The sequence below is a fragment of the Acidovorax sp. genome, from assembly GCF_046294525.1.
Taxonomy (GTDB): domain Bacteria; phylum Pseudomonadota; class Gammaproteobacteria; order Burkholderiales; family Burkholderiaceae_C; genus Acidovorax.
This window is the reverse complement of the sequence record NZ_JBKBKQ010000003.1, coordinates 112,961-132,935: the sequence shown is the minus strand read 5'-3', so window position 1 is coordinate 132,935 and position 19,975 is coordinate 112,961. Positions and strand designations below refer to the sequence as shown.

Annotated in this window: 21 protein-coding genes and 1 pseudogene; 10 read left to right on the top strand and 12 right to left on the bottom strand. The window is 64.0% G+C overall.

Annotated elements, in window-relative coordinates; genetic code table 11:
• The first annotated feature begins 24 nt into the window (after positions 1-24).
• Together ACK4HJ_RS05070 and ACK4HJ_RS05065 are read left to right on the top strand one after the other, a co-directional pair.
• Positions 25-519, top strand: a complete 495-nt coding sequence (locus ACK4HJ_RS05070) for a MaoC family dehydratase (protein ID WP_409828291.1) — start codon at positions 25-27, stop codon at positions 517-519.
• Positions 516-2,075 carry an MATE family efflux transporter gene (locus tag ACK4HJ_RS05065; protein ID WP_409828289.1) on the top strand — a complete coding sequence of 520 codons (1,560 nt, stop codon included), beginning with the start codon at positions 516-518 and terminating at the stop codon, positions 2,073-2,075. Before ACK4HJ_RS05070 ends, ACK4HJ_RS05065 begins: the two co-directional genes overlap by 4 nt.
• Before the next feature lie 71 nt (positions 2,076-2,146).
• On the opposite strand, the gene ACK4HJ_RS05060 is transcribed toward ACK4HJ_RS05065, so the two are convergent.
• On the bottom strand, positions 2,147-2,962 hold the full coding sequence (locus ACK4HJ_RS05060) for an SDR family NAD(P)-dependent oxidoreductase (protein WP_409828287.1): 816 nt from the start codon (positions 2,960-2,962) through the stop codon (positions 2,147-2,149).
• Positions 2,963-3,125: 163 nt separating this feature from the next.
• Positions 3,126-3,398: a hypothetical protein gene (locus ACK4HJ_RS05055; protein WP_409828286.1), complete on the bottom strand. Its 273-nt coding sequence runs from the start codon at positions 3,396-3,398 to the stop codon at positions 3,126-3,128.
• A gap of 262 nt (positions 3,399-3,660) precedes the next feature.
• Here ACK4HJ_RS05055 and ACK4HJ_RS05050 point away from each other — a divergent pair, with 262 nt between their 5' ends.
• Positions 3,661-3,909 carry a biotin/lipoyl-containing protein gene (locus ACK4HJ_RS05050; RefSeq protein WP_409828285.1) on the top strand — a complete coding sequence of 83 codons (249 nt, stop codon included), beginning with the start codon at positions 3,661-3,663 and terminating at the stop codon, positions 3,907-3,909.
• Between the two features lie 178 nt (positions 3,910-4,087).
• Here ACK4HJ_RS05050 and ACK4HJ_RS05045 read toward each other — a convergent pair whose 3' ends face one another.
• From ACK4HJ_RS05045 to ACK4HJ_RS05015, 7 genes and pseudogenes are all read right to left on the bottom strand, one after another.
• Complete coding sequence (locus ACK4HJ_RS05045) at positions 4,088-4,765, bottom strand: phosphoribosyltransferase (protein WP_409828283.1); 678 nt, start codon at positions 4,763-4,765, stop codon at positions 4,088-4,090.
• A 47-nt stretch (positions 4,766-4,812) separates the two neighbouring features.
• Positions 4,813-5,152: pseudogene (locus ACK4HJ_RS05040) on the bottom strand (alpha/beta hydrolase); the annotation flags it as partial.
• A 237-nt stretch (positions 5,153-5,389) separates the two neighbouring features.
• Positions 5,390-7,129 (bottom strand): SulP family inorganic anion transporter, encoded by a 1,740-nt coding sequence (locus ACK4HJ_RS05035; protein WP_409828282.1) that lies wholly within the window; start codon positions 7,127-7,129, stop codon positions 5,390-5,392.
• Between the two features lie 16 nt (positions 7,130-7,145).
• On the bottom strand, positions 7,146-7,502 hold the full coding sequence (locus ACK4HJ_RS05030) for a TIGR01244 family sulfur transferase (protein WP_409828280.1): 357 nt from the start codon (positions 7,500-7,502) through the stop codon (positions 7,146-7,148).
• A 1-nt stretch (position 7,503) separates the two neighbouring features.
• The gene (locus ACK4HJ_RS05025) at positions 7,504-7,953 is read right to left on the bottom strand and encodes a DUF6691 family protein (RefSeq protein ID WP_409828278.1); all 450 of its coding nucleotides are present in this window, start codon (positions 7,951-7,953) and stop codon (positions 7,504-7,506) included.
• Between the two features lie 31 nt (positions 7,954-7,984).
• Positions 7,985-8,416 carry a YeeE/YedE family protein gene (locus ACK4HJ_RS05020; protein WP_409828277.1) on the bottom strand — a complete coding sequence of 144 codons (432 nt, stop codon included), beginning with the start codon at positions 8,414-8,416 and terminating at the stop codon, positions 7,985-7,987.
• Positions 8,410-8,745, bottom strand: a complete 336-nt coding sequence (locus ACK4HJ_RS05015; protein ID WP_409828275.1) for an ArsR/SmtB family transcription factor — start codon at positions 8,743-8,745, stop codon at positions 8,410-8,412. Before ACK4HJ_RS05015 ends, ACK4HJ_RS05020 begins: the two co-directional genes overlap by 7 nt.
• Before the next feature lie 100 nt (positions 8,746-8,845).
• On the opposite strand from ACK4HJ_RS05015, the gene ACK4HJ_RS05010 reads away from it, so the two are divergent.
• From ACK4HJ_RS05010 to ACK4HJ_RS04980, 7 genes are all read left to right on the top strand, one after another.
• The gene (locus tag ACK4HJ_RS05010) at positions 8,846-9,706 is read left to right on the top strand and encodes an MBL fold metallo-hydrolase (protein ID WP_409828274.1); all 861 of its coding nucleotides are present in this window, start codon (positions 8,846-8,848) and stop codon (positions 9,704-9,706) included.
• A gap of 46 nt (positions 9,707-9,752) precedes the next feature.
• Positions 9,753-10,133, top strand: a complete 381-nt coding sequence (locus ACK4HJ_RS05005) for a rhodanese-like domain-containing protein (protein WP_409828273.1) — start codon at positions 9,753-9,755, stop codon at positions 10,131-10,133.
• Positions 10,134-10,218: 85 nt separating this feature from the next.
• Positions 10,219-10,410: a DUF2892 domain-containing protein gene (locus ACK4HJ_RS05000; RefSeq protein ID WP_015014124.1), complete on the top strand. Its 192-nt coding sequence runs from the start codon at positions 10,219-10,221 to the stop codon at positions 10,408-10,410.
• A 66-nt stretch (positions 10,411-10,476) separates the two neighbouring features.
• The gene (locus tag ACK4HJ_RS04995) at positions 10,477-10,842 is read left to right on the top strand and encodes a carboxymuconolactone decarboxylase family protein (protein ID WP_409828271.1); all 366 of its coding nucleotides are present in this window, start codon (positions 10,477-10,479) and stop codon (positions 10,840-10,842) included.
• Positions 10,843-10,979: 137 nt separating this feature from the next.
• Positions 10,980-11,516 carry a molybdopterin-dependent oxidoreductase gene (locus ACK4HJ_RS04990; RefSeq protein ID WP_409828269.1) on the top strand — a complete coding sequence of 179 codons (537 nt, stop codon included), beginning with the start codon at positions 10,980-10,982 and terminating at the stop codon, positions 11,514-11,516.
• A gap of 33 nt (positions 11,517-11,549) precedes the next feature.
• Positions 11,550-14,597, top strand: a complete 3,048-nt coding sequence (locus ACK4HJ_RS04985; protein WP_409828267.1) for a response regulator — start codon at positions 11,550-11,552, stop codon at positions 14,595-14,597.
• A complete protein-coding gene (locus ACK4HJ_RS04980) occupies positions 14,594-15,775 on the top strand; it encodes a two-component system response regulator (RefSeq protein WP_409828266.1) in 1,182 nt (393 codons plus the stop codon). The genes ACK4HJ_RS04985 and ACK4HJ_RS04980 overlap by 4 nt, the downstream gene beginning before the upstream one ends.
• A gap of 71 nt (positions 15,776-15,846) precedes the next feature.
• On the opposite strand, the gene bioB is transcribed toward ACK4HJ_RS04980, so the two are convergent.
• The 3 genes from bioB to ACK4HJ_RS04965 form a co-directional block, all read right to left on the bottom strand.
• Positions 15,847-16,887 carry a biotin synthase BioB gene (bioB, locus tag ACK4HJ_RS04975; protein WP_409828264.1) on the bottom strand — a complete coding sequence of 347 codons (1,041 nt, stop codon included), beginning with the start codon at positions 16,885-16,887 and terminating at the stop codon, positions 15,847-15,849.
• Positions 16,888-17,339: 452 nt separating this feature from the next.
• Positions 17,340-17,810, bottom strand: coding sequence for a VOC family protein (locus ACK4HJ_RS04970; protein WP_060987719.1), 471 nt, complete (start codon positions 17,808-17,810; stop codon positions 17,340-17,342).
• 111 nt (positions 17,811-17,921) lie between these two features.
• Positions 17,922-19,970 (bottom strand): acetyl-CoA carboxylase biotin carboxylase subunit, encoded by a 2,049-nt coding sequence (locus ACK4HJ_RS04965; RefSeq protein ID WP_409828261.1) that lies wholly within the window; start codon positions 19,968-19,970, stop codon positions 17,922-17,924.
• Between the last annotated feature and the right edge of the window lie 5 nt (positions 19,971-19,975).

Genomic DNA, 19,975 nt, shown 5'->3' with positions numbered 1-19,975 from the left:
TCCAACTGCTCAAAGGCGCACGCCGTGACCGAAAACTCCACTCCATCCCCGCTGTACCTGGACGACCTGTCCGTGGGCGACCAGTTCCGAAGTGGCGAACACGCCATGGACGAAGCGCAGATCACCGCGTTTGCCGCACAGTTCGACCCGCAGCCTTTTCACCTGGACGACACCGCCGCGCGCGCCACGCTGTTCGGCGGCCTGGCGGCCAGCGGCTGGCACACGGCGGCGGTCACCATGCGGCTGCAGGTGACCAGCGGCCTGCCGGTGGCGGGCGGCATCATCGGCGCCGGGGGCGAGTTGAGCTGGCCGCGGCCCACGCGGGCTAGCGACGTGCTGCATGTGGTGAGCGAGGTCGTACAGATCCAGCCTTCCAAGTCAAAGCCCGACCGCGGCATGGTCACCGTGCGCAGCGAAACGCGCAACCAGCACGGCGACGTGCTGCAGCTTTCCACCGTACGCATCGTGGTTCCACGCAGGCCTGGCGCGTTTGTGGGTGCACCGGCCACCGACGCATGAGCACTGCGACGCCCTCCGCAGCGGCGGACGCTGCGCCCATGAACCCGCGCACCCGCATGCTGCTGGAGGCGCCAATTGCACCCACGTTATTGCGCCTGGCGCTGCCCAACGTGCTTGTCATGCTGGCGCAGGCCGGTGTCGGGCTGATAGAGACGTACTTTGTCGGCAAGCTGGGTACGGACGCGCTGGCGGGCATGGCGCTGGTGTTCCCGGTCGTCATGCTCATGCAGATGACATCGGCCGGCGCCATGGGCGGCGGCATTGCTTCGGCCATCGCCCGGGCCCTGGGCGCACGGAGGCGGGACGATGCCGACGCGCTGGTGCTGCACGCGCTGGTGATTTCGTTGGTGTTCTCGCTGGTCTTTACTGTGGCGGTGTTGGGAGGAGGGCGCTGGCTTTACACCCGCATGGGCGGGTCGGGCGGCGCGCTGGACGCGGCGCTGGTCTATTCCAATTGGGTGTTTGCGGGCGCGTTTCTCGTCTGGCTGTTCAACACGTTGTCGGCCGTGATCCGCGGCACAGGCAACATGGCCGTGCCGGCGTACGTGACCGTCTTGGGCGCGGTGGTACTGGTGCCGTTGTCGCCGCTGCTGATCTTCGGCTGGGGGCCTGTGCCGGGGTTGGGCATTGCCGGCGGCGCCATTGCGCTCTTGGCGTATTACCTGCTGGGCAGCGCCGTGCTGGCGGCCTACCTGTGGTCACCGCGCAGCCTGCTGCGGCCGTCGCTAGTGTCGCGCCACCGATCAGATGTCGAAGGCTACGCGCCGCCATCGGATCGCAATGCAACGCAGCGATGCGATTCGAGGGCCAGCCCAGACCGACAGATGGTCGGTGACGCGACACTGGGGCAGATCCGTTTTCGCTGGGCCTTGTTCTGGGACATTCTGCGCGTGGGCCTGGTGGGCACGGTTTCCACCGTGGCCACCAATCTGGCCATTGGTGTCACCACCGCGCTGGTGGGCGGGTTTGACACGGCGGCCATTGCGGGCTATGGCACAGCGTCGCGACTGGAGTATTTGCTGGTGCCGCTGGCCTTTGGGCTGGGCGCGCCCCTGCTGGCCATGGTGGGCACCTGCATGGGCGCAGGCCAGCGGGAGCGGGCCCTGCGCGCCACCTGGGTTGGCGCCGCCATGGCGTTTGCGATGGCCGAGGCGATCGGGCTGTGGGCGGCGTTCTTCCCGCATGCCTGGCTGTCGCTGTTCAACAGCGACCCGGCCATGCTGGAGGCGGGCGCGGCCTACTTGCGCACCGTGGGGCCCGTGTATGGGTTCTTCGGCCTCGGCCTGGTGCTGTACTTCGCGTCGCAAGGGGCTGGGCGCCTGTTGTGGCCCGTGGTGGGCAACCTGGTGCGCCTCGCGGTGGCGGTGGCAGGCGGGTGGCTGGCGCTGCGCTGGGGCGGCGGACTGGCTGCGGTGTTTGCAGCACAGAGCGCAGCGCTGGTGCTGTACGGCGTTGTCAACGCCTGGGCCATTGCCGGCGGAGCATGGTTTGGCCGCGTAGGGTGGCCGCGCAGCACGGCAGGCCTGCTGCAGCGCATGCCGTCGGCCGGATTATGAATAAAATCGGGCTCTAGCGCTTGATGGATAAGCACTAGCAGCTATCAAAAATATAGTAATTATCCAACTGCTTACACCGGCACGGTGTAGTTCAGCGTCATGCGTCCGCCATCCACGGTCACGATTTCGCCGGTTACATAGCTGGCGGCGTCGCTGGCCAGCCAGGCCACCACGTCGGCGATTTCAGAGGGCTCGCCCAGCCGCTTCATCGGCGTGCGGCTCATGATCTTGTGCTTGGCTTCGTCACTGGTCAGCACCGCCTTGGCCGCTAGCTCGGTCGCAATGGTGCCGGGTGCCACGGCGTTGACACGGATGTTCTTGTCAGCCAGCGCCAGCGCCATCACGCGCGTGAGCTGATTGATGCCGCCTTTGCTAACGTTGTAGCTGGCGATGTTGGGGATGGCCAGCACGCCGTTCACCGAGCTCATGTTGACAATGGCACCGCCACCGGATGCGGCCATGGCCCGGGCCGCTGCCTGGCCGACCAGGAACGAGCCCTTGAGGTTGACGCGCAGCACCGCGTCGAAGTCCGCTTCGGCCACTTCCAGAAAATTCGCCGCGCGGAAGATGCCTGCGTTATTCACCAGCACGTCGATGCGGCCGTGCGTAGCCAAAACCTGCGCCACCAGCGCATCCACCTGGGCTTTGTCGCCCACATCGCAGCGCAGATACTGCGCACCCAGCTCTGCAGCCAAGGTTTGGCCGCGCGCATCGTCCACATCCACAATGACGGGCTTGGCGCCTTCGGCTGCAAAGCGGCGCACGCAGGCTTCGCCAATGCCTTGCGCGCCACCCGTGACGATGCAGACACGGCCTTGGTGGCCGAAATGGACGGAAGAATTGTGAGGTCGGGGAGGTTGAATCGGAGGTTGGATGAGAGACGTCATGCCGCAGATGGTAGCGGTGGTGCCGTGCGAGCGGAGCGGCATGGCCTCTCAGACGGAGGTGCAGCTGGGCACCGAGTCGAGGGATTCCGGGTACTCGAATGGGGCCGCGCGGGCAGCGCGGGCAGCGCGGGCCGTCGGCGCGTTGGCGCCGAATCTCAAGCGTTCAATTGGCTGAAGCGCCGTTCTTGGAACGGGGCGATGCTTTGACGCCCCTCGCCGCCAGCGCTTGCTTGAGAGGTCCGGCGTGGGGATTTGTCACCGTGCCTTTGATGACGTCGATGGCTTCCGGTGATTCTGGCTTGCGTTTGGCATGTGGGGGTTCCCCGGAATTGGCGGCATGCGCCACCGTCGGCAGAAAAGCGCCGCCGCCCAAGGTCACGCCGAGAAGCATGAAGGCCGAAACGAGTGTGTGTCTGAGGCGAAGGGTTGATCTCATCGCAGTTTCCTTTCCTTGGCTTTTCATTTTGGTGAGCGGCCAGTGGTAGACATCCTGCGTCGCCCAGCAAGTTGAACAGCTACCGTACTGCGAACCACCCGGGACCCGAATTGCGATTGATCAATTGGATCCGATGCAGGTCGGCGGCCTTGGAAACCTGTCCAATGCCAATGGGCGAAATGCGAGCGCATTGCGTCGCGTCAAACGGGGATGGCGGCGGTGGGCGATGCTGCGCACGTGTCCTGTCATGGGAGTGCATGCGATGAGCGAAGTCATTCTGGACCCCACCCGTTGGGAGTCGATGGAAGCAGGCGATACCGCCTTCATCGAGGACTGGACGGCATGCGAGGGTGATCGTGTCCATGCCGGGCAGGTGATTGGCAGGGCCATGCTGGCTCGGCAGAACGTGGACATCGAGGCTCCGCACGACGGCGTTCTGGAGCAGATCTGCGTGGCGCGTGGCGATTCGTTCGGACACGGCGATGTGCTGGCGCGAATTGTGAAGTTCTGAGCGCGCGCCTTGCCTGTCGCCACGACATCGGTCGGGGTCAAAGGCGGTGAGGGAGAGGGGAGGGAAGCACGCAAGGTCTCCATCATGAGGTCTCTCCAGCGAGTAGATGGCAGTGAAAGCAGAATGAGAATTGGCGGCTTTTTTGGCACGCAGCGCGGCCACGAAATGTCTGCCGGGTTCAAGGGCTGGCCGGCGTGCGCCGAACCGTCTCGCTCAGCCAGCGGCTTGCCTGCTCGTCTTCAACCTGCTCAAAGGTTCGGTAGAACTGCCCGACGGAGCCAAACTCCTCGGGAGCCAGCAGACACACCACTTCATCAGCCAGCGGGCGTACCAGCGCAATCCCCCGTGGAGACGCCACCGGCACGGCGCAGATGAGCCTGGCTGGTTGCAGTGCGCGTACCGCATGCAAGGCGGCCACCATCGTGGCCCCTGTGGCGAGGCCATCGTCGACGACGATGGCGATACGGCCGCGCGCGTCCGTGGATGCCCGATCAGGTGTGTAACGCTGCCGTCGCTCCTTGAGCACATTGAGCTGATAGCGTTTTTCTTCATCGATGTAGCGATCATCGGCACCGGCGGCTAGCGCATGGGGGGCGATGTACGACCACCCGTTCTCGGCGACAGCGCCAACGGCAAATTCGGGCGAGGAGGGCGCACGGAGTTTCCGGACCAGGACGACGTCCAGCTCCCCGTCCAGCCGATGCGCGATCACGCGTCCTATCTCGATCGCCCCGCGAGGAATGGCAAGGATCAGCGGGTTGCGCCCCTTCCAGCGCGTCAAGGCCTGGGACAGCCGCTCTGCGGCATCATGACGATTCAAGAAGAACACCTGCGCGACCTCTTGGCTGTCCGGCAATGCTTGCAGGTTGCGCTCGCAGCCGGTTTGAGCGCAATCAAATCAGATCAGTCCACAAGGCCGAGGTGCTGCAAAAACCAGGCGCCCGCCAGGCTGGCCACCATGTCAAGCGCTCCTGTTTCCTCGAAAAGATGCGTGGCGCGCGGAACGATCTTCAGCTGTTTTTTGCAACTCAGGCGATCCTGGGCCTAGCGGTTCAGTGCCATCACCTCAGGGTCTGCTCCGCCCACGATCAGAAGGGTTGGAGCGAGGACGTCTGCCAAGCGCATCGCCGGACAGGTCTGGGCGCCCGCCGCGCGACACCACAGCCCTTACCAGCTCCGGATGCTGCGCGGCTGCGACCAAGGCGGCGTCCGCACCCGTGCTAGCACCGAATTGCCCGATGGGCCGGCTGCAGCGCACGGAAAGATCGTCAATGGCGTGCCTGACCCTCTGTGGCTTAAGTAGATACGATGTATATTATGTCAAATAAAAAGTCCACTTCTCTAAGCTCTTCTGCGGATCAGGACAATCGTTGTGAGGCAAGGCGCAAACCACAGCGATGACCCTGGCTACAGCGAGAACTTGCAGCGCAGCATGGCGGCGTCTCGGCATCTTTATGAAACGAACTTCTAACTCAGGACGCTAGATAGCCGCCGCCGGATCCCCGTACTGCCCCGCCATGCCGCCAGCCCGCTTTGCGTATTCAAACGCAGCATGTGTACTCAAAAAGATCCGTCCCTCCAACCGCTGGCCAAGTACTGTGCCGTGCAAACGGTCGAGCACTGGGCCTTTCACCTCGGACATCAATAACTCCGCCCCTCGCTGGGCCAGGCTTCGCTCCAGATCGGTCAGTACGCCCAATGCAGTGGTGTCGATCTGGTTGATGGCTGAGCACACCAGAAGCACGTGGCCTGTATCCGGTTGGGCGGCTAGCAGTTCCTCCACACGGTCCAGCAAAGCGTCCGAGTTGGCGAAATACAGGCTTTCATCCACCCGCACGGCAATCAAGCCGGGCTCTGTGGTCACCGTGTGGCGGCTCACGTTTCGAAAGTGCTCCGTGCCTGGCACGCGTCCCACTACCGCGATGTGTGGGTGGCTGCTGCGCCACACCAATGTGGCGAGCGACAACGCCACACCCATCAGGATGCCCACTTCCACACCAAAAGCGACCACGCCCCCAGCAGTGGCCAGCAGGGCCATAGCGTCGGCCTTGTCGTAGTGCCAGGCCTCGCGCAGTGTCTCCACGTCGATCAGGGAGACCACCGCCACGATGATGGTGGCTGCCAGTACGGCGTGGGGCAGATAGTGAAACAGCCCTGTCAGCGCGGCAATCACCACACCCATCAGCACTGCAGAAATGACACCAGCCAGGGGCGTGTTGGCCCCGGCCGCAAAATTGACAACCGAGCGCGCAAAGCCGCCCGTGACGGGGAAACCACCCGACAGCGCGCTGGCAACGTTGGCCGCCCCCAGGCCCAGCAGTTCCCGGTTGGGCTGAATGCGTTGCTGACGCTTGAGCGCGAGCGATTGCGCCACCGACACACTTTCCACAAAGCCCACCAGCGAGATCAACAGCGCAGGCAGCCACAGCGAGCCCACAGACGCCATCGAAACCGCCGGCAACCCGAGCTGTGGCAGGCCCTGGGGCACCCTGCCCACAATGCTGACCCCCGCCGTCTGGTCCCAGCGCATGGCTGCCACCAGGGCGGTGGACACCATCACCGCCAGCATCGGAGCCAGCTTGGATGCGATGTCTGCCAGACGCGGACTGGCACCTAGGCGGACCAGCCATGGAGACAAGGACTTGCGCGCCAGCACCAGAAACAACACGCTGCCCGCACCAATTCCCAGCGTGACGAGGTTGGTGCCAGGCACGGCGTGGACCAGTTGAACCAAGGTATCAAAGACGTCGTTGCCGCCAGCCTTCACGCCCAGCAGGTGCTTAATCTGCCCCACAGCAATGAGCACAGCCGAGCCAGAGATAAAACCGCTGATCACCGGATGGCTCAAAAAATGGGCCAGAAAACCCAGTCGCAACACCCCGAACAGCAGCAACATGCCCCCGGACAGCAGCGACAGCAGCATGGCCAGCGCCACGTAGTCGGGCGATCCAGCGGCGGCCAGGGGCTGCAGGGCGCTCGCCGTCATGAGCGAAGCCACTGCCACCGGGCCCACGGCCAGCGTCATGCTGGACCCCAGCGCGGCATAGGCAATGATCGGCAGGATGCTGGCGTACAAGCCCACTTCGGGCGGCAAGCCCGCCAGCAGCGCGTAGGCCAGGCTCTGCGGGATCAACATCACCGTCACGATCACGCCGGCGACCATGTCGCCGGAGAGCCAGGACTTCTGGTAGTTGCGCACCCAGCCGGGGATGAAGTTCATGAGGGTTCCTGGTTGATCAGGACGCTTCGGCGTCCAAGTCCTGCGCCAGCCCAAACAACTGTGCAGACCGGGCGCCTGAACGGCAAAACGCCAACATGGGCTTGGGGGCAGCGATCAGGACCTTGTGCACGGCCTGTACCTGTTCTGGCGTGATGGAGCCGCTGACCACAGGCAGATACACGTAGTGCAGCCCCGCCACCGTGGCAGCGCGCTCCATTTCAGGGCTGGTGGGCTGTGCGCCACCGCCCTCCCCGTCCGGCCGGTTGTTGATGATGGTCTTGAAGCCCTGCTGGGCCAAAGAGGCAAAGTCCGTGGTGGCCAACTGCGGCGACACAGCAAAGTCAGGGGTCAGGGCAATGATTTGCAGCGGCATATCAGCGGCCTCCGGTCTGTGTGGCTGGGGTACGGTGGGACATGCGTTCGGCCAGCTCAAACAGCCACATGCCCGCTAGCATGGCGATCACAAACACGATGGCTTTGGGCTGGCCCGCACCCGCCGAAACGATGGCTGGCCCCGGGCAAAACCCGGCAATACCCCAGCCCGCGCCAAAGATGAGGCTTCCGACCACCAGACGGCGATCAATGTCACGCGACGTGGGCAAGTGCATGGCGCCGCCCAGAAAGCTGGTGGTCCGCTTCTTGGCCACGGCGAAGGCAAACACGCCCACCGCAATGGCTCCGCCCATCACGAACGCGAGCGATGGGTCCCACAAGCCAGCCAGGTCCAGAAAGCCCAGCACCTTGCCTGGGTCGGTCATGCCCGAGACGATCAGGCCCAGGCCGAAGACCAGGCCCACCACAAACTCCGAAATACGATTTTTCATAGCGATCAATGCTCCGAAGGATGGGGGGCGTTCAGGCCAGCGCGTGCCGGATGATGAAGACGGTGACGAACCCTGCCCCCATGAAGGCCAGAGTGGCCACCAGGGATCGGGGCGACATGCGCGAGAGTCCGCACACGCCGTGGCCGCTGGTGCAGCCCGATCCGTAACGGGTGCCGACACCCACCAGCAGGCCGGCGATCACCACCATGCCCCAGTTCGCATCAATGCGCGGCTGCGTGGGGCCGACCACCACCCAGTAAAGGCCAGGCGCCACCAACATGCCCAGCACAAAAGCCAGGCGCCAGCCCATGTCACCCGCGCGGGGGCGCAGCAGCCCTCCCACAATGCCGCTGATGCCCAGGATGCGTCCGTTGAGAAGCACAAAAAGCGCCGAAGCGAGGCCCAGCAAAATGCCGCCTGCCAAGGCAGCCCAAGGGGTGAAATGGGTCCAATCGATCAGCATGGTTTGCTCTCCTGGGCGGGGCCACAAAATTGTTCAAACAGCACGTTCATCACCGCCAGGGCCTGGGGGCTGGCGATTTCGTAATAGATGTTTTTGCCTTCGCGGCGGGTGTTGACGAGGCCCTCCTCGCGCAAAACGCCCAGCTGCTGCGACAAGGTGGGCTGGGAGATGCCGACCAACTCCTCCAGCTCGCCCACCCTCTTTTCGCCCTGTGTCAGCTGGCACAGCAGCAGCAGGCGGTCGGGATTGGACAAAACCTTCATCAAGCGGCAAGCGCTGTCGGCGGACCTGCGCAAGGCCTCCAAGTCCATATGTGCTTCTGGGTGCATGGTGGCGCGCTCCTTTTCAAATTCGATGTTGATATTCTATTGACTGACAATCTATCCGTCAATAAACTATCTGCATCGAAATTAATTACGGAGCCTTTCGATGAAACCCCAGATAGAAGCCTTCTTCGACGACGCCACCTGGACGGTGAGCTATGTGGTGTTCGATCAGCCTGGCGGGCACTGTGCGGTGGTGGATTCGGTGTTGGACTACGACCCGAAGTCGGGCCGCACCCGCACGCGGTCAGCCGACAAGATCGTGACGTTCGTACAGAGTCAGGGGTTGACGGTGCAATGGATTCTGGAAACCCATGCCCACGCAGACCATCTGTCGGCCGCGCACTACCTTCGCGACAAGCTGGGCGGAAAGATCGCCATTGGCGCGTCCATCACGCAGGTGCAGGACGTGTTCAAGAAGGTCTTTCATCTGGAGCCCGAGTTCCGTCCGGATGGCAGCCAGTTCGACCAGCTGCTGCACGACAACGAGGTGTTCCACATCGGCCAGCTGCAGGCCCAGGCTCTGGCAGTGCCCGGCCATACCCCCGCTTGCATGGCCTATCAGGTCGGTGACGCCGTGTTTGTGGGTGACACCCTGTTCATGCCCGACGTGGGCACAGCGCGCTGCGACTTCCCAGGCGGCAATGCCCACAGGCTTTACCAATCGGTGCGCAAATTGCTCAGCCTGCCGGCGGAAACCCGCCTGTTCATGTGCCACGACTACCCCCCTGCAGGGCGCGCCGTGGCGTGGCAAACCACCGTTGCCGACCAGCGGGCCAAGAACATCCATGTGCACGACGGGGTGACCGAGGAGGCCTTTGTGGCACTGCGTACCCAGCGCGACGCGACGCTGGAGATGCCCGTGCTCATCTTGCCCTCGGTGCAGGTCAACATTCGTGCGGGGGAAATGCCGCCGCCGGAAGCCAATGGCGTGACCTATCTCAAGATTCCTGTCAACGCGCTGTGACACGCTGCCGAATCCGCACCACCCTACCCACCGCAGGAACGCCGACATGAAAACAGCCCACGATCTCGTCACCGCCGCCAAGGCCGTGGTGCAGGAGGTCCCACTGGACCAGGCAGACGAAGCCATCCGCACCGCCGACGTGCTGATCGATGTGCGAGAGGCCGACGAATACCAGGCAGGACACATCCCGGGCGCGATTCACGCCTCTCGCGGGGTGCTGGAGTTCCGCCTCAGCAGCACACCCGAACTCAGTGCGCGCGACCTCAAGGTGGTGCTGTACTGCAAGACCAGCGGCCGTGCCGCACTGGCCGCGCGCGCCATGCAGGACATGGGCTGTCTGCAGGTGCAGTCCATTGCCGGCGGCTTTGACGCGTGGGTGGCTGCGGGCAAGCCTGTCGTAGCGCCTGCGTCCCCCTCATTCGACTGACCGGGCAGCGAGCGCATTCCGCGTTCGCTGCGCTTGTGCAAGCAAGGCCCATCCCGGGCCACAACCTCAGAGCAAGGAAATCATCATGAACATCAACGTAGGAACCGTGGACCGCGTGCTGCGCGTCTTGGCAGGTCTGGTCCTGATCGCACTGGCCGCCACCGGCACGGTGGGCTGGTGGGGATGGCTGGGCGTGGTGCCACTGGCCACGGGCCTGTTTCGCTTCTGCCCGGCTTACACGCTGCTCGGCATCAACACCTGTCCCATGAAGAAATAAACCGTCGGCAGGCGCCGGCACACACACAGAGTCCGGTGCCCTCAAGGCCCTGCAAGGAACCATTCCATGAGTACGTTCGACCACACCAGCCTGATCCAGGACATCAACGAAAACCTGGCCACCTTCCGCAAGGCCCAGCCTGACGCCATGCGGGGCTTTGCGCAGCTCGCGCAGGCCTCCATGGCGGAAGGGGCGTTGACCAGCAAGCACAAGGAGCTGATTGCCCTCGCCATCGGCGTCACCCAGCGCTGCTCCGGGTGCATCGGTTTTCATGTCAAGGCACTGCAAAAGCTCGGTGCCACCCGCGCTGAGCTGGAAGAAATGCTGGCTGTGTGTGTTTACATGGGCGGCGGCCCGGCACTCATGTACACGGCCGAGGCCCTGAAGGCCTGGGACACCATGGCTGCTGCCAGCGCGCCAGCCGCTGCCTGAAGCGCCGTCTCTGCGACCTTCCTCCCGTCGCTGATGACGTTAAATGCGCTCCTCCCGACCGTCATGCCAGCCGCAACAAATCGGTTTACATTTGGAGCATCTACCGGCGGTTTTGTTACACATGCAGGAAGGAGCCCATGCATTCGCATCGTCTTTTTTGGCGCAACAGGTCGTACTCCAAGGTATGGGCGGCATGGGTCATGGGCGCGGCATTGCTGGCCGTGAGCAACGTGCAGGCACTGGAGCCACCGACCGGCCCCGTCATCCTCACCATTGACGGTGCCATCACGCAGACCAACCGCGGCCCGCAGGCGCAGTTCGACATGAAGATGCTGGAGAAGCTGCCCCAGCACAGCTTCACCACCCAGACGCCCTGGTACCCCAGCGCCGTCACTTTCACAGGCCCCCTGCTCCGCGATGTGCTGGCAGCGGTGGGCGCCAAGGGCACCAGGATCACCGCGGTGGCCCTCAATGACTACAAAACCGAGATCCCGGCAGACGACGCGACGCGGCACGACGTGATCGTGGCCCGCCTGATGAACAACCGGCCCATGCGCGTGCGCGAGAAAGGCCCGCTTTTCATCGTCTACCCCTTTGATGCCAAGGCCGAACTGCGCAGCGAGCTTTATTACAACCGGGCGGCCTGGCAGCTCAACGCGCTGCGCATCCAGTAGCCAGGAGCGCCCGCGTCTCCCGATCGCCCCAGCATGCTGCGCAGCAAACACATCCTCCCGCTGATCGTTACGGGACTAGTGTTCGCCTACGTCGCGATTGCGGCGGTGCAATACAGCCAGTACCGCAACGTCGAAGCGGTGATGCGGCGCGGTGATGTGAATGCGCTCTGGTCCTTTTTGCAGCTGAATGTCGAATACGAGAAGCTGGACCATGCGCTGCACCAGTTCGAACTCGACCCCGCCAGCATCACACTCGACCGGCTCGAGCTGCGGTATGACCTTTTCCTGAGCCGGTTCAGCGCCCTGGAGAGCGGCACGGCCCGCACGCTCATGCAGGAAGAGCCCATCTACGACAAGGCCCTGTCCGCATTGCAGCGGTTCGTGGCTGCTGGCGACAACTACTTTGGCGCGAGCGTGGATGCAGCCTCCAGCCTGGAGAACATGCGGCTGTTGCGCACCGAACTGGACGCCCTGCGCGAGACCGTGCAGCAGCTTTCCCTCGACGCCTCGCGCGTGTCGGCCATGCTGGGCGATTCGCGCAACGCAGAGGTCAAGCACCAGACCTTGCTGACCACCGGGCTCACCGCGTTCCAGGCGCTGCTCACGTTTTTGCTCGCCTTTGCCATGGCGCGGCAGTTCTTGCAACGCGAAAAGGCCACGGCCCAGGCCATGGCAGCGCAGAACGAGCTGGTCGATGCCCTCAAGCGCAACGAAGAGGTGCTGGAAGCGCGCGTGGCCGAGCGCACGGTGGAACTGCAAAAAGTCAACGCGGCCCTGCGCGAACACGAGGACGAGCTGGAGATTGCCCGCGCCCGCGCGGAGGACGCCTCCCAGATGAAGTCGGACTTCCTGGCAAACATGAGCCACGAGATCCGCACCCCCATGAACGCAGTGATCGGCATGAGCCACCTGGCCTTGGGCACCGACCTCACGCCGCGCCAGCGCGACTACGTGGAAAAAATCCAGCGCTCGGGCCAGCACCTGCTGGGTCTGATCAACGACATCCTGGACTTCAGCAAGATCGAGGCCGGCAAGCTAGAGGTGGAGGTGGTGGACTTTGACCTGCGCGGCGTGCTGGACAACGTGGCCAACCTGGTCAGCGACAAATGCGCGCACAAGGGCCTGGAGCTGCTTTTCGATGTGGACCCGGCCCTGCCCGACGACCTGCGCGGCGATCCGCTGCGCCTGGGGCAGATCCTGGTGAACTACGCCAACAACGCGGTCAAGTTCACCGATACGGGCGAGATCATCGTGCGCGTCACCGAGACCTCGCGCGACGACACCGGCGTGCTGCTGCGCTTTGAGGTGCAGGACACCGGCATCGGTCTGACGCTCGAGCAGCAGGCGCGGCTGTTCCGGTCCTTCGAGCAGGCCGACACCTCCACCACGCGCAAATACGGTGGCACCGGGCTCGGACTCGCCATCTCCAAGAATCTGGCCAGATTGATGGGCGGTGAAGTGGGCGTGCAGAGCCAGCCGGGTGCGGGCAGCACCTTCTGGTTCACGGCCCGGCTGGGGCTGGGCCAGCCGCGCCACGCCCCCCTGCTGCCCACCCCTGACCTGCGGGGGCGGCGCGTACTGGTGGTGGACGACAGCGAGCAGGCCCGGCACATTCTGGACGACATGCTGACGAGCATGAGTTTTGCCGTCACCACGGCCAGTTCTGGTGAAGAGGCCATTGCGCAGGCCCGTGCAGCCGAACAGGCTGGTCGCCCTTGCGAGATCGCGTTCGTGGACTGGAAGATGCCCGGCATGGACGGGTTTGACACCCACCGCGCACTCGCCCAGCTGCAACACCCGCCCCACACGGTCATCGTGACCGCCGCGGGCCACGACGAAGTGCAAGGCGAACTGGAACGCGCCGGGCTGTCGCTCATGCTCTCCAAGCCCGTCAATCCTTCGCAACTGTTTGATGCGGCCATGCAATCGCTGGGCGGACAGGCCCGGTCGTCTTACGGGCGTGGCACCCCAACACCCCGGAGGGCTGCGCACCTCTCCACCATCGCCGGCGCGCGGGTGCTGCTGGTGGACGACAACGACCTGAACCAGCAGGTGGGCGCCGAACTGCTGAGCGGCGCGGGCCTGGTCGTGGATGTGGCCCAGAACGGGCAGGTGGCACTGGACCTGCTCGCCCAAGCCCCCTACGACCTGGTGCTGATGGACATGCAAATGCCCGTGATGGACGGCCTGACCGCCACCCGCCACCTGCGTCAGAACCCCGCCTGGGCCCAGTTGCCCGTGCTGGCCATGACGGCCAACGCCATGAGCCGCGACCGTGACCTGTGCCTGGAGGCGGGCATGAACGGCCACCTGGCCAAACCCATCCACCCGGACGAACTGTTTGCCGCCCTGCTGCAATGGATTGCCCCACGGGCCACCGAAGCGGCAGACACCATGCGTGAAGCCACCAACCCGCAGGCATCGCCCCACCCTGCCCCCGCGCCTTCAGCCCATGACGCATTGCGCCACATCCCCGGGCTGGATGTGGCCGCCGGCCTGCGGCGTGTGCTGGACAAACGCCCTGCCTACGAGGGCCTGCTGCGCAAGTTTGTGGCGGGGCAAGCGCACGCGGTGCCGGCCACACGCACCGCCATGGCCGCCGGGCATCACGACGAAGCCCAGCGCGCCATGCACACGCTCAAAGGCACGGCGGGCACCATTGGCGCCACTGCCCTCGCCGCACTGGCACAGCATGCCGAAGAAGCCATCGCCCGGAAAGACGCGCCCGAACGGATAGAGCCACTGCTGGCGCCCGTCGAAGTGGCTTGCCACGAGTTGATCATGGCGCTGCAGCAAGCCCTGCCCGTTGAGGAGGTTGCGGGTGTTGACGCTGCGCCTGGCCTGCCAATCGACGCAGCCGCCGCGCGTGCGCTGGTGGCGCAGCTTGACGCGCTGCTGGCGGACGACGATTCCGACGCCATCGAAATCTTCAAGCAATCCGCTGCCCCCCTGCAGGCCTTGCTGGGGCCCGCGTATGGCCAGATGAAGCGGTCGCTGGACAGCTACGACTTTGTGGAGGCACTGGCCATACTGCGCCAGGCCCCCAAGGCGCACAATGACAACAAGGAGGCCCACCCATGAATAGCCCATTCGCACCCACTGGCAAATGCACGGTGCTGGTTGTAGACGACACACCCGACAACCTCTCGCTAATGAGCGAACTCCTGCGCACCGACTACAAGGTCAAACTCGCGCCCAGTGGCGAACGTGCCTTGCAGATCGTGGCGGGCGACGGCAGGCCCGACCTGATCCTGCTGGACATCATGATGCCGGACATGGATGGCTACGAAGTGCTGCGCCGCCTTCAGTTCAACCCCGACACCGAAGACATTCCCGTGATCTTCCTCACCGCCATGAACGCGGCCGAGGACGAGAGCATTGGCCTGGAGCTGGGCGCGGTGGACTACATCACCAAGCCCATCAACCCCGCCATCGTGATGGCGCGGGTGCGCAACCACCTGCAGCTCAAGCGGGCGCGCGACTTTCTGGCCCAGCACAACCAGTTTCTGGAGCAGGAGGTGGCCAACCGCACGCGCGCCATGGCCGAGCTGCAGGACGCCACCATCCGCGCCATGGCATCCCTGGCCGAAACGCGCGACAACGAAACCGGCAACCACATCCGCCGCACGCAGCACTACATGGAGACGCTGGCGCGCCACCTGCAGAACCATCCGCGCTTCAAGCACGAGCTGACGGATGACGCCATCGAGACCATCTTCAAGTCCGCCCCGCTGCACGACATCGGCAAGGTGGGCATTCCTGACCGCATCCTGCTCAAGCCGGGCAAGCTCACGCCGGAAGAGTTCGAGATCATGAAGACGCACACCACCCTGGGGCGCGACGCCATCATTGCGGCCGAGACCGGCACCACCGAGGACAACCCGTTCTTCCGCTACGCCAAGGAGATCGCCTACAGCCACCAGGAGAAATGGGACGGCTCGGGCTACCCCGAGGGCCTGGTGGGCAACAACATCCCGCTGTCTGCACGGCTGATGGCTGTGGCCGACGTGTATGACGCGCTGATTTCCGAACGCGTCTACAAGGCCGCCTACTCGCACGAGCAGGCGGTGGTGATCATTCGCGACGGCCGGGGCAGCCACTTTGACCCCGATGTAGTCGATGCCTTCCTGACCCTGTCCGAGGAGTTCCGGCGCATTGCCCAGCGGTTCGCTGATGCGGAACCCGCACGGCTCGCGAAGGTGGACCGCCTGGCCGCCGCCCTGCCCGCGGAGGGCCTTGGTCTGACATCGCGCGAATGACCGACCGCGCCCGTCAGCGGCGTCCAATGGCATTAGCAAGCTGACGACAAACGAGCCGCCAGCCAGCGGCGTCAAGCGCTGTGGCTGTGCCCGTCCAGGGTGGTGGTGGTTGTGCGGCGCCCGTTCAGTCCCAGCTTGGCCAGCAGTTGCACATCGGCATCCACATCGGGGTTGCCCGTCACCAGCAGCTTGTCGCCATAAAAGATGGAATTGGCCCCGGCCATGAAGCACAGCGCCTGTACGGCCTCGCCCAGTTGCTGCCGCCCTGCCGACAGGCGCACGCGCGCCTTGGGCATGGTGATTCGGGCCACCGCAATCACGCGCACGAAGTCAAACGGGTCGATGGGCTCGCTGTCGGCCAGTGGCGTGCCGGGCACGCGCACCAGGCTGTTGATGGGCACCGACTCGGGGTATGGCTGCAGGTTGGCCAGCTGCGCGATCAGGCCCGCGCGGTGCACCGGCGCCTCGCCCATGCCCACAATGCCGCCGCAGCACACGCTGATGCCCGCATTGCGGACGTTCTGCAGCGTGTCCAGCCGGTCCTGGTACGCGCGGGTGCTGACCACATCGGTGTAGTACTCGGGGGCGGTGTCCAGGTTGTGGTTGTAGTAGTCCAGCCCGGCGTCTTTCAGCGCCTGTGCTTGGTGCGATTCAAGCATGCCCAGCGTGGCGCAGGTCTGCAGGCCCAGACCCTTTACCGCGCCGATCAGCGCGCTGACCTTTTCAATGTCGCGGTCCTTGGGCGCACGCCAGGCCGCACCCATGCAAAAGCGGGTGGCACCAGCGTCCTTGGCGGCCTGGGCGGCGCGCACCACCTCCTCCACTTCCATGAGCTTTTCGGCCTTCACGCCGGTGTCGAACTCGGCTGCCTGCGGGCAGTAGCCGCAGTTCTCGGGGCAGCCCCCAGTTTTCACCGACAGCAGCGTGGCCAGTTCAATGTCGCCCGCAGGCCAGTGCTGGCGGTGCACCGTCTGGGCCTCGAAAACCAGGTCCAGCAAAGGCTTGTCGAGCAATTGCTGGATGGCTTCGACCGACCACGGGCCCGCCTGGCGAGCCAGGGGTGACGAGGGGCGGTGGATGTGAACGGTTTGGGACGTCGTGCCGGGGTTCATGCTTCCTCCTTGAAGGGTGTATCTGGAAATCGCCCCAGAGCCTTAACGTTCACACCGCAACTTGTGGTGCCGGGCTGGCGGGCTTGCAATGGGGCGGATTCTGGTTCAGAAAATTGCACAAATCCAGCCATCAGGTCCATAAAAACCGTCATAAAAATGGTGCAGCAAAAGACGGCAAATTAAAGATTATTTAAAAGCAGTTAGATGGATTTTGATGATTTTTTGACGAACTTGAACGCATCCGAAAGGTCACTTTTTCTGCCACCCGCAAGCCACCCTCATCTGCCGTCTATTGCAGCCAAACTCCCGCGCAGGCCTTCCAAAGATGAGCGCTTTTAACGGCAGACATCTGTGCCCTGCAGACGAAAAAAAACCAACCGCAAGGGTTGGCTGTTTCGGGGCGTCTGCTCACTCCCCGGTCTGCCGTTGGGACCATGTCCCAGGGCGGCGGTTCAGCCCAGCGCCGCAATTACATCGGCAGGCGCCTGCACCAGTTCAATCAGCACGCCCTCCCCCGCAATCGGAAACTCGTCATTGCTCTTGGGGTGCAAAAACGTGATGTCATAACCTGCAGCGCCCTTGCGGATGCCGCCCGGGGCAAAGCGCACGCCCTTGGCGGTGAGCCATTCCACCGCCTTCGGCAGGTCGTCGATCCACAGGCCAATGTGGTTGAGCGGCGTGGTGTGCACGGCGGGCTTTTTCTCGATGTCCAGCGGCTGCATGATGTCCACCTCCACCTTGAAGGCACCCTTGCCCATGGCCAGGATGTCTTCGTCCACGTTCTCGCGCTCGCTCTGGAAGGTGCCGGTTTGCTCCAGGCCCAGCATGTCGACCCACAGCGTCTTCATCCGCTGTTTGTCGGTGCCTCCAATGGCGACCTGCTGGATGCCCAGGACCTTGAAGGGGCGTGGGGTCGTGCTCATGATTACTCCTGATTTGATAGCTGCCAGCGCATATTCCTCTAGCGCTATCGGCCAAAAAGACTAAAAAAAGGGGCGCAAGGCCCCTCCAGATGGGCTGTCGGGCCCTGGGGATCACTGGAATTCCAGGATCACCTGATCGACCGCCAGCGACTCGCCCTTGCCCGCCACGATCTTGCCCACCACGCCGTCCTGCGCGGCGAAGAGGATGTTCTCCATCTTCATGGCTTCGATCACGGCCAGCTTCTCGCCCGCCTGCACCTTCTGGCCGGGCTGCACCGCCACATCCACCAGCAAACCGGGCATGGGCGAGAGCAGGAACTTGGACAGGTCTGGCGGCGCCTTGAAGGGCATCAGCTTGTGCAGCTTCGCGCCCAGGGGCGACAGCACCAGCGCGTCCACCTGCGTGCCGTTGTGCGCAATGCGCAGCGCGAGCGGGTTCTTTCCCACTCCACGCTCCACCTGGGCGGTAAAGCCCTGCCCATTGCATGCGCCCTGCACGCGGATCTGGCCCAGCGTGGCGTTGCTACTGATCTGATAGCTGTTGCCGCCCACAGAGATTGAGCTGGAGCCCGATTTGTCTTCAAAGTCAGAGACCGTGACTTCGTGGTGCTGGTTCTGCCCTTCGGCACCCAGCGTCACCACTACAAACTCCTCGCCCACCTTCACCTCGTGGCCCGCCAGCTGGCCGCTGATGCCCGAGGCGCGCGCGCGGTAGCGGCGGTGCATGAATGCGGCCAGCGCCACCAGGAACAGCGGGTCGCTGTGCGGCACGTCTTCGGAGTGGAAGCCCTTGCCGTAGTTCTCGGCAACGAAGCCGGTGTTGAAGTCGCCCGTCACAAACTTGGGGTGCGCCAGCAGCGCGGCCTGGAACGGGATGTTGCTGCTGATGCCGCGAATCACAAAGCCGTTGAGTGCCGCGCGCATCTTGGCAATCGCGTCATTGCGGTCCGTGCCATGCACGATGAGCTTGGCGATCATCGAGTCGTAGTACATGGGGATCTCGCCGCCCTCGTACACGCCGGTGTCCACCCGCACACCCAGCTTTTTGCTGGTGTCGGACTGGAACATGGATTCCTCCGGCGGCTGAAAGCGCACCAAGCGGCCGGTGGATGGCAGGAAGTTGCGGAACGGGTCCTCGGCGTTGATGCGGCACTCGATGGCCCAGCCGTCGCGCTTCACATCGGCTTGGGTCAACGGCAGCTTTTCGCCTGCGGCCACACGGATCATCAGCTCCACCAGGTCCAGGCCGGTGATGCACTCCGTCACCGGGTGCTCCACCTGCAGGCGGGTGTTCATCTCCAGGAAGTAGAAGTCCTGGTCCTTGCCCACCACAAACTCCACCGTGCCCGCAGACTGGTACTTCACGGCCTTGGCCAGCGCCACCGCCTGCTCGCCCATGGCCTTGCGGGTGGCGTCGCTGATGAAGGGCGAGGGAGCCTCTTCAATCACCTTCTGGTGGCGGCGCTGGATGGAGCACTCGCGCTCGTTCAGGTAGATCACGTTGCCGTGGCTGTCACCCAGCACCTGGATCTCAATGTGGCGCGGCTCCTGCACGAACTTCTCGATGAAGATGCGGTCATCGCCAAAGCTGTTGCGGGCTTCGTTTTGGCAGCTGGCAAAGCCTTCAAACGCTTCCTTGTCGTTGAACGCCACGCGCAGGCCCTTGCCGCCGCCGCCGGCCGAGGCCTTGATCATCACGGGGTAGCCAATGCCCTTGGCAATCTCCACCGCCTGCTCGGGGCCGCTGATGGCGTCGTTGTAGCCAGGGATGGTGTTGACCTTGGCCTCATTGGCCAGCTTCTTTGAAGCGATCTTGTCGCCCATGGCTGCAATCGAATGCGCCTTGGGGCCGATGAAGGCAATGCCTTCGTCTTCGCAGCGCTTGGCAAAGGCTTCGTTTTCAGAGAGGAAGCCATAACCAGGGTGCACGGCTTGCGCGCCGGTCTGCTTGCAGGCGGCAATGATCTTGTCAGCCAGCAGGTACGACTCGCGCGAGGGCGCAGCGCCGATGTGCACGGCCTCGTCGGCCAGCTTGACGTGGCGGGCTTCCTTGTCGGCGTCGGAATAGACGGCCACCGTCTTGATGCCCATCTTGCGGGCAGTCGCGATGACGCGGCAGGCGATTTCGCCACGGTTGGCGATCAGGATTTTCGTAAACATGTTCT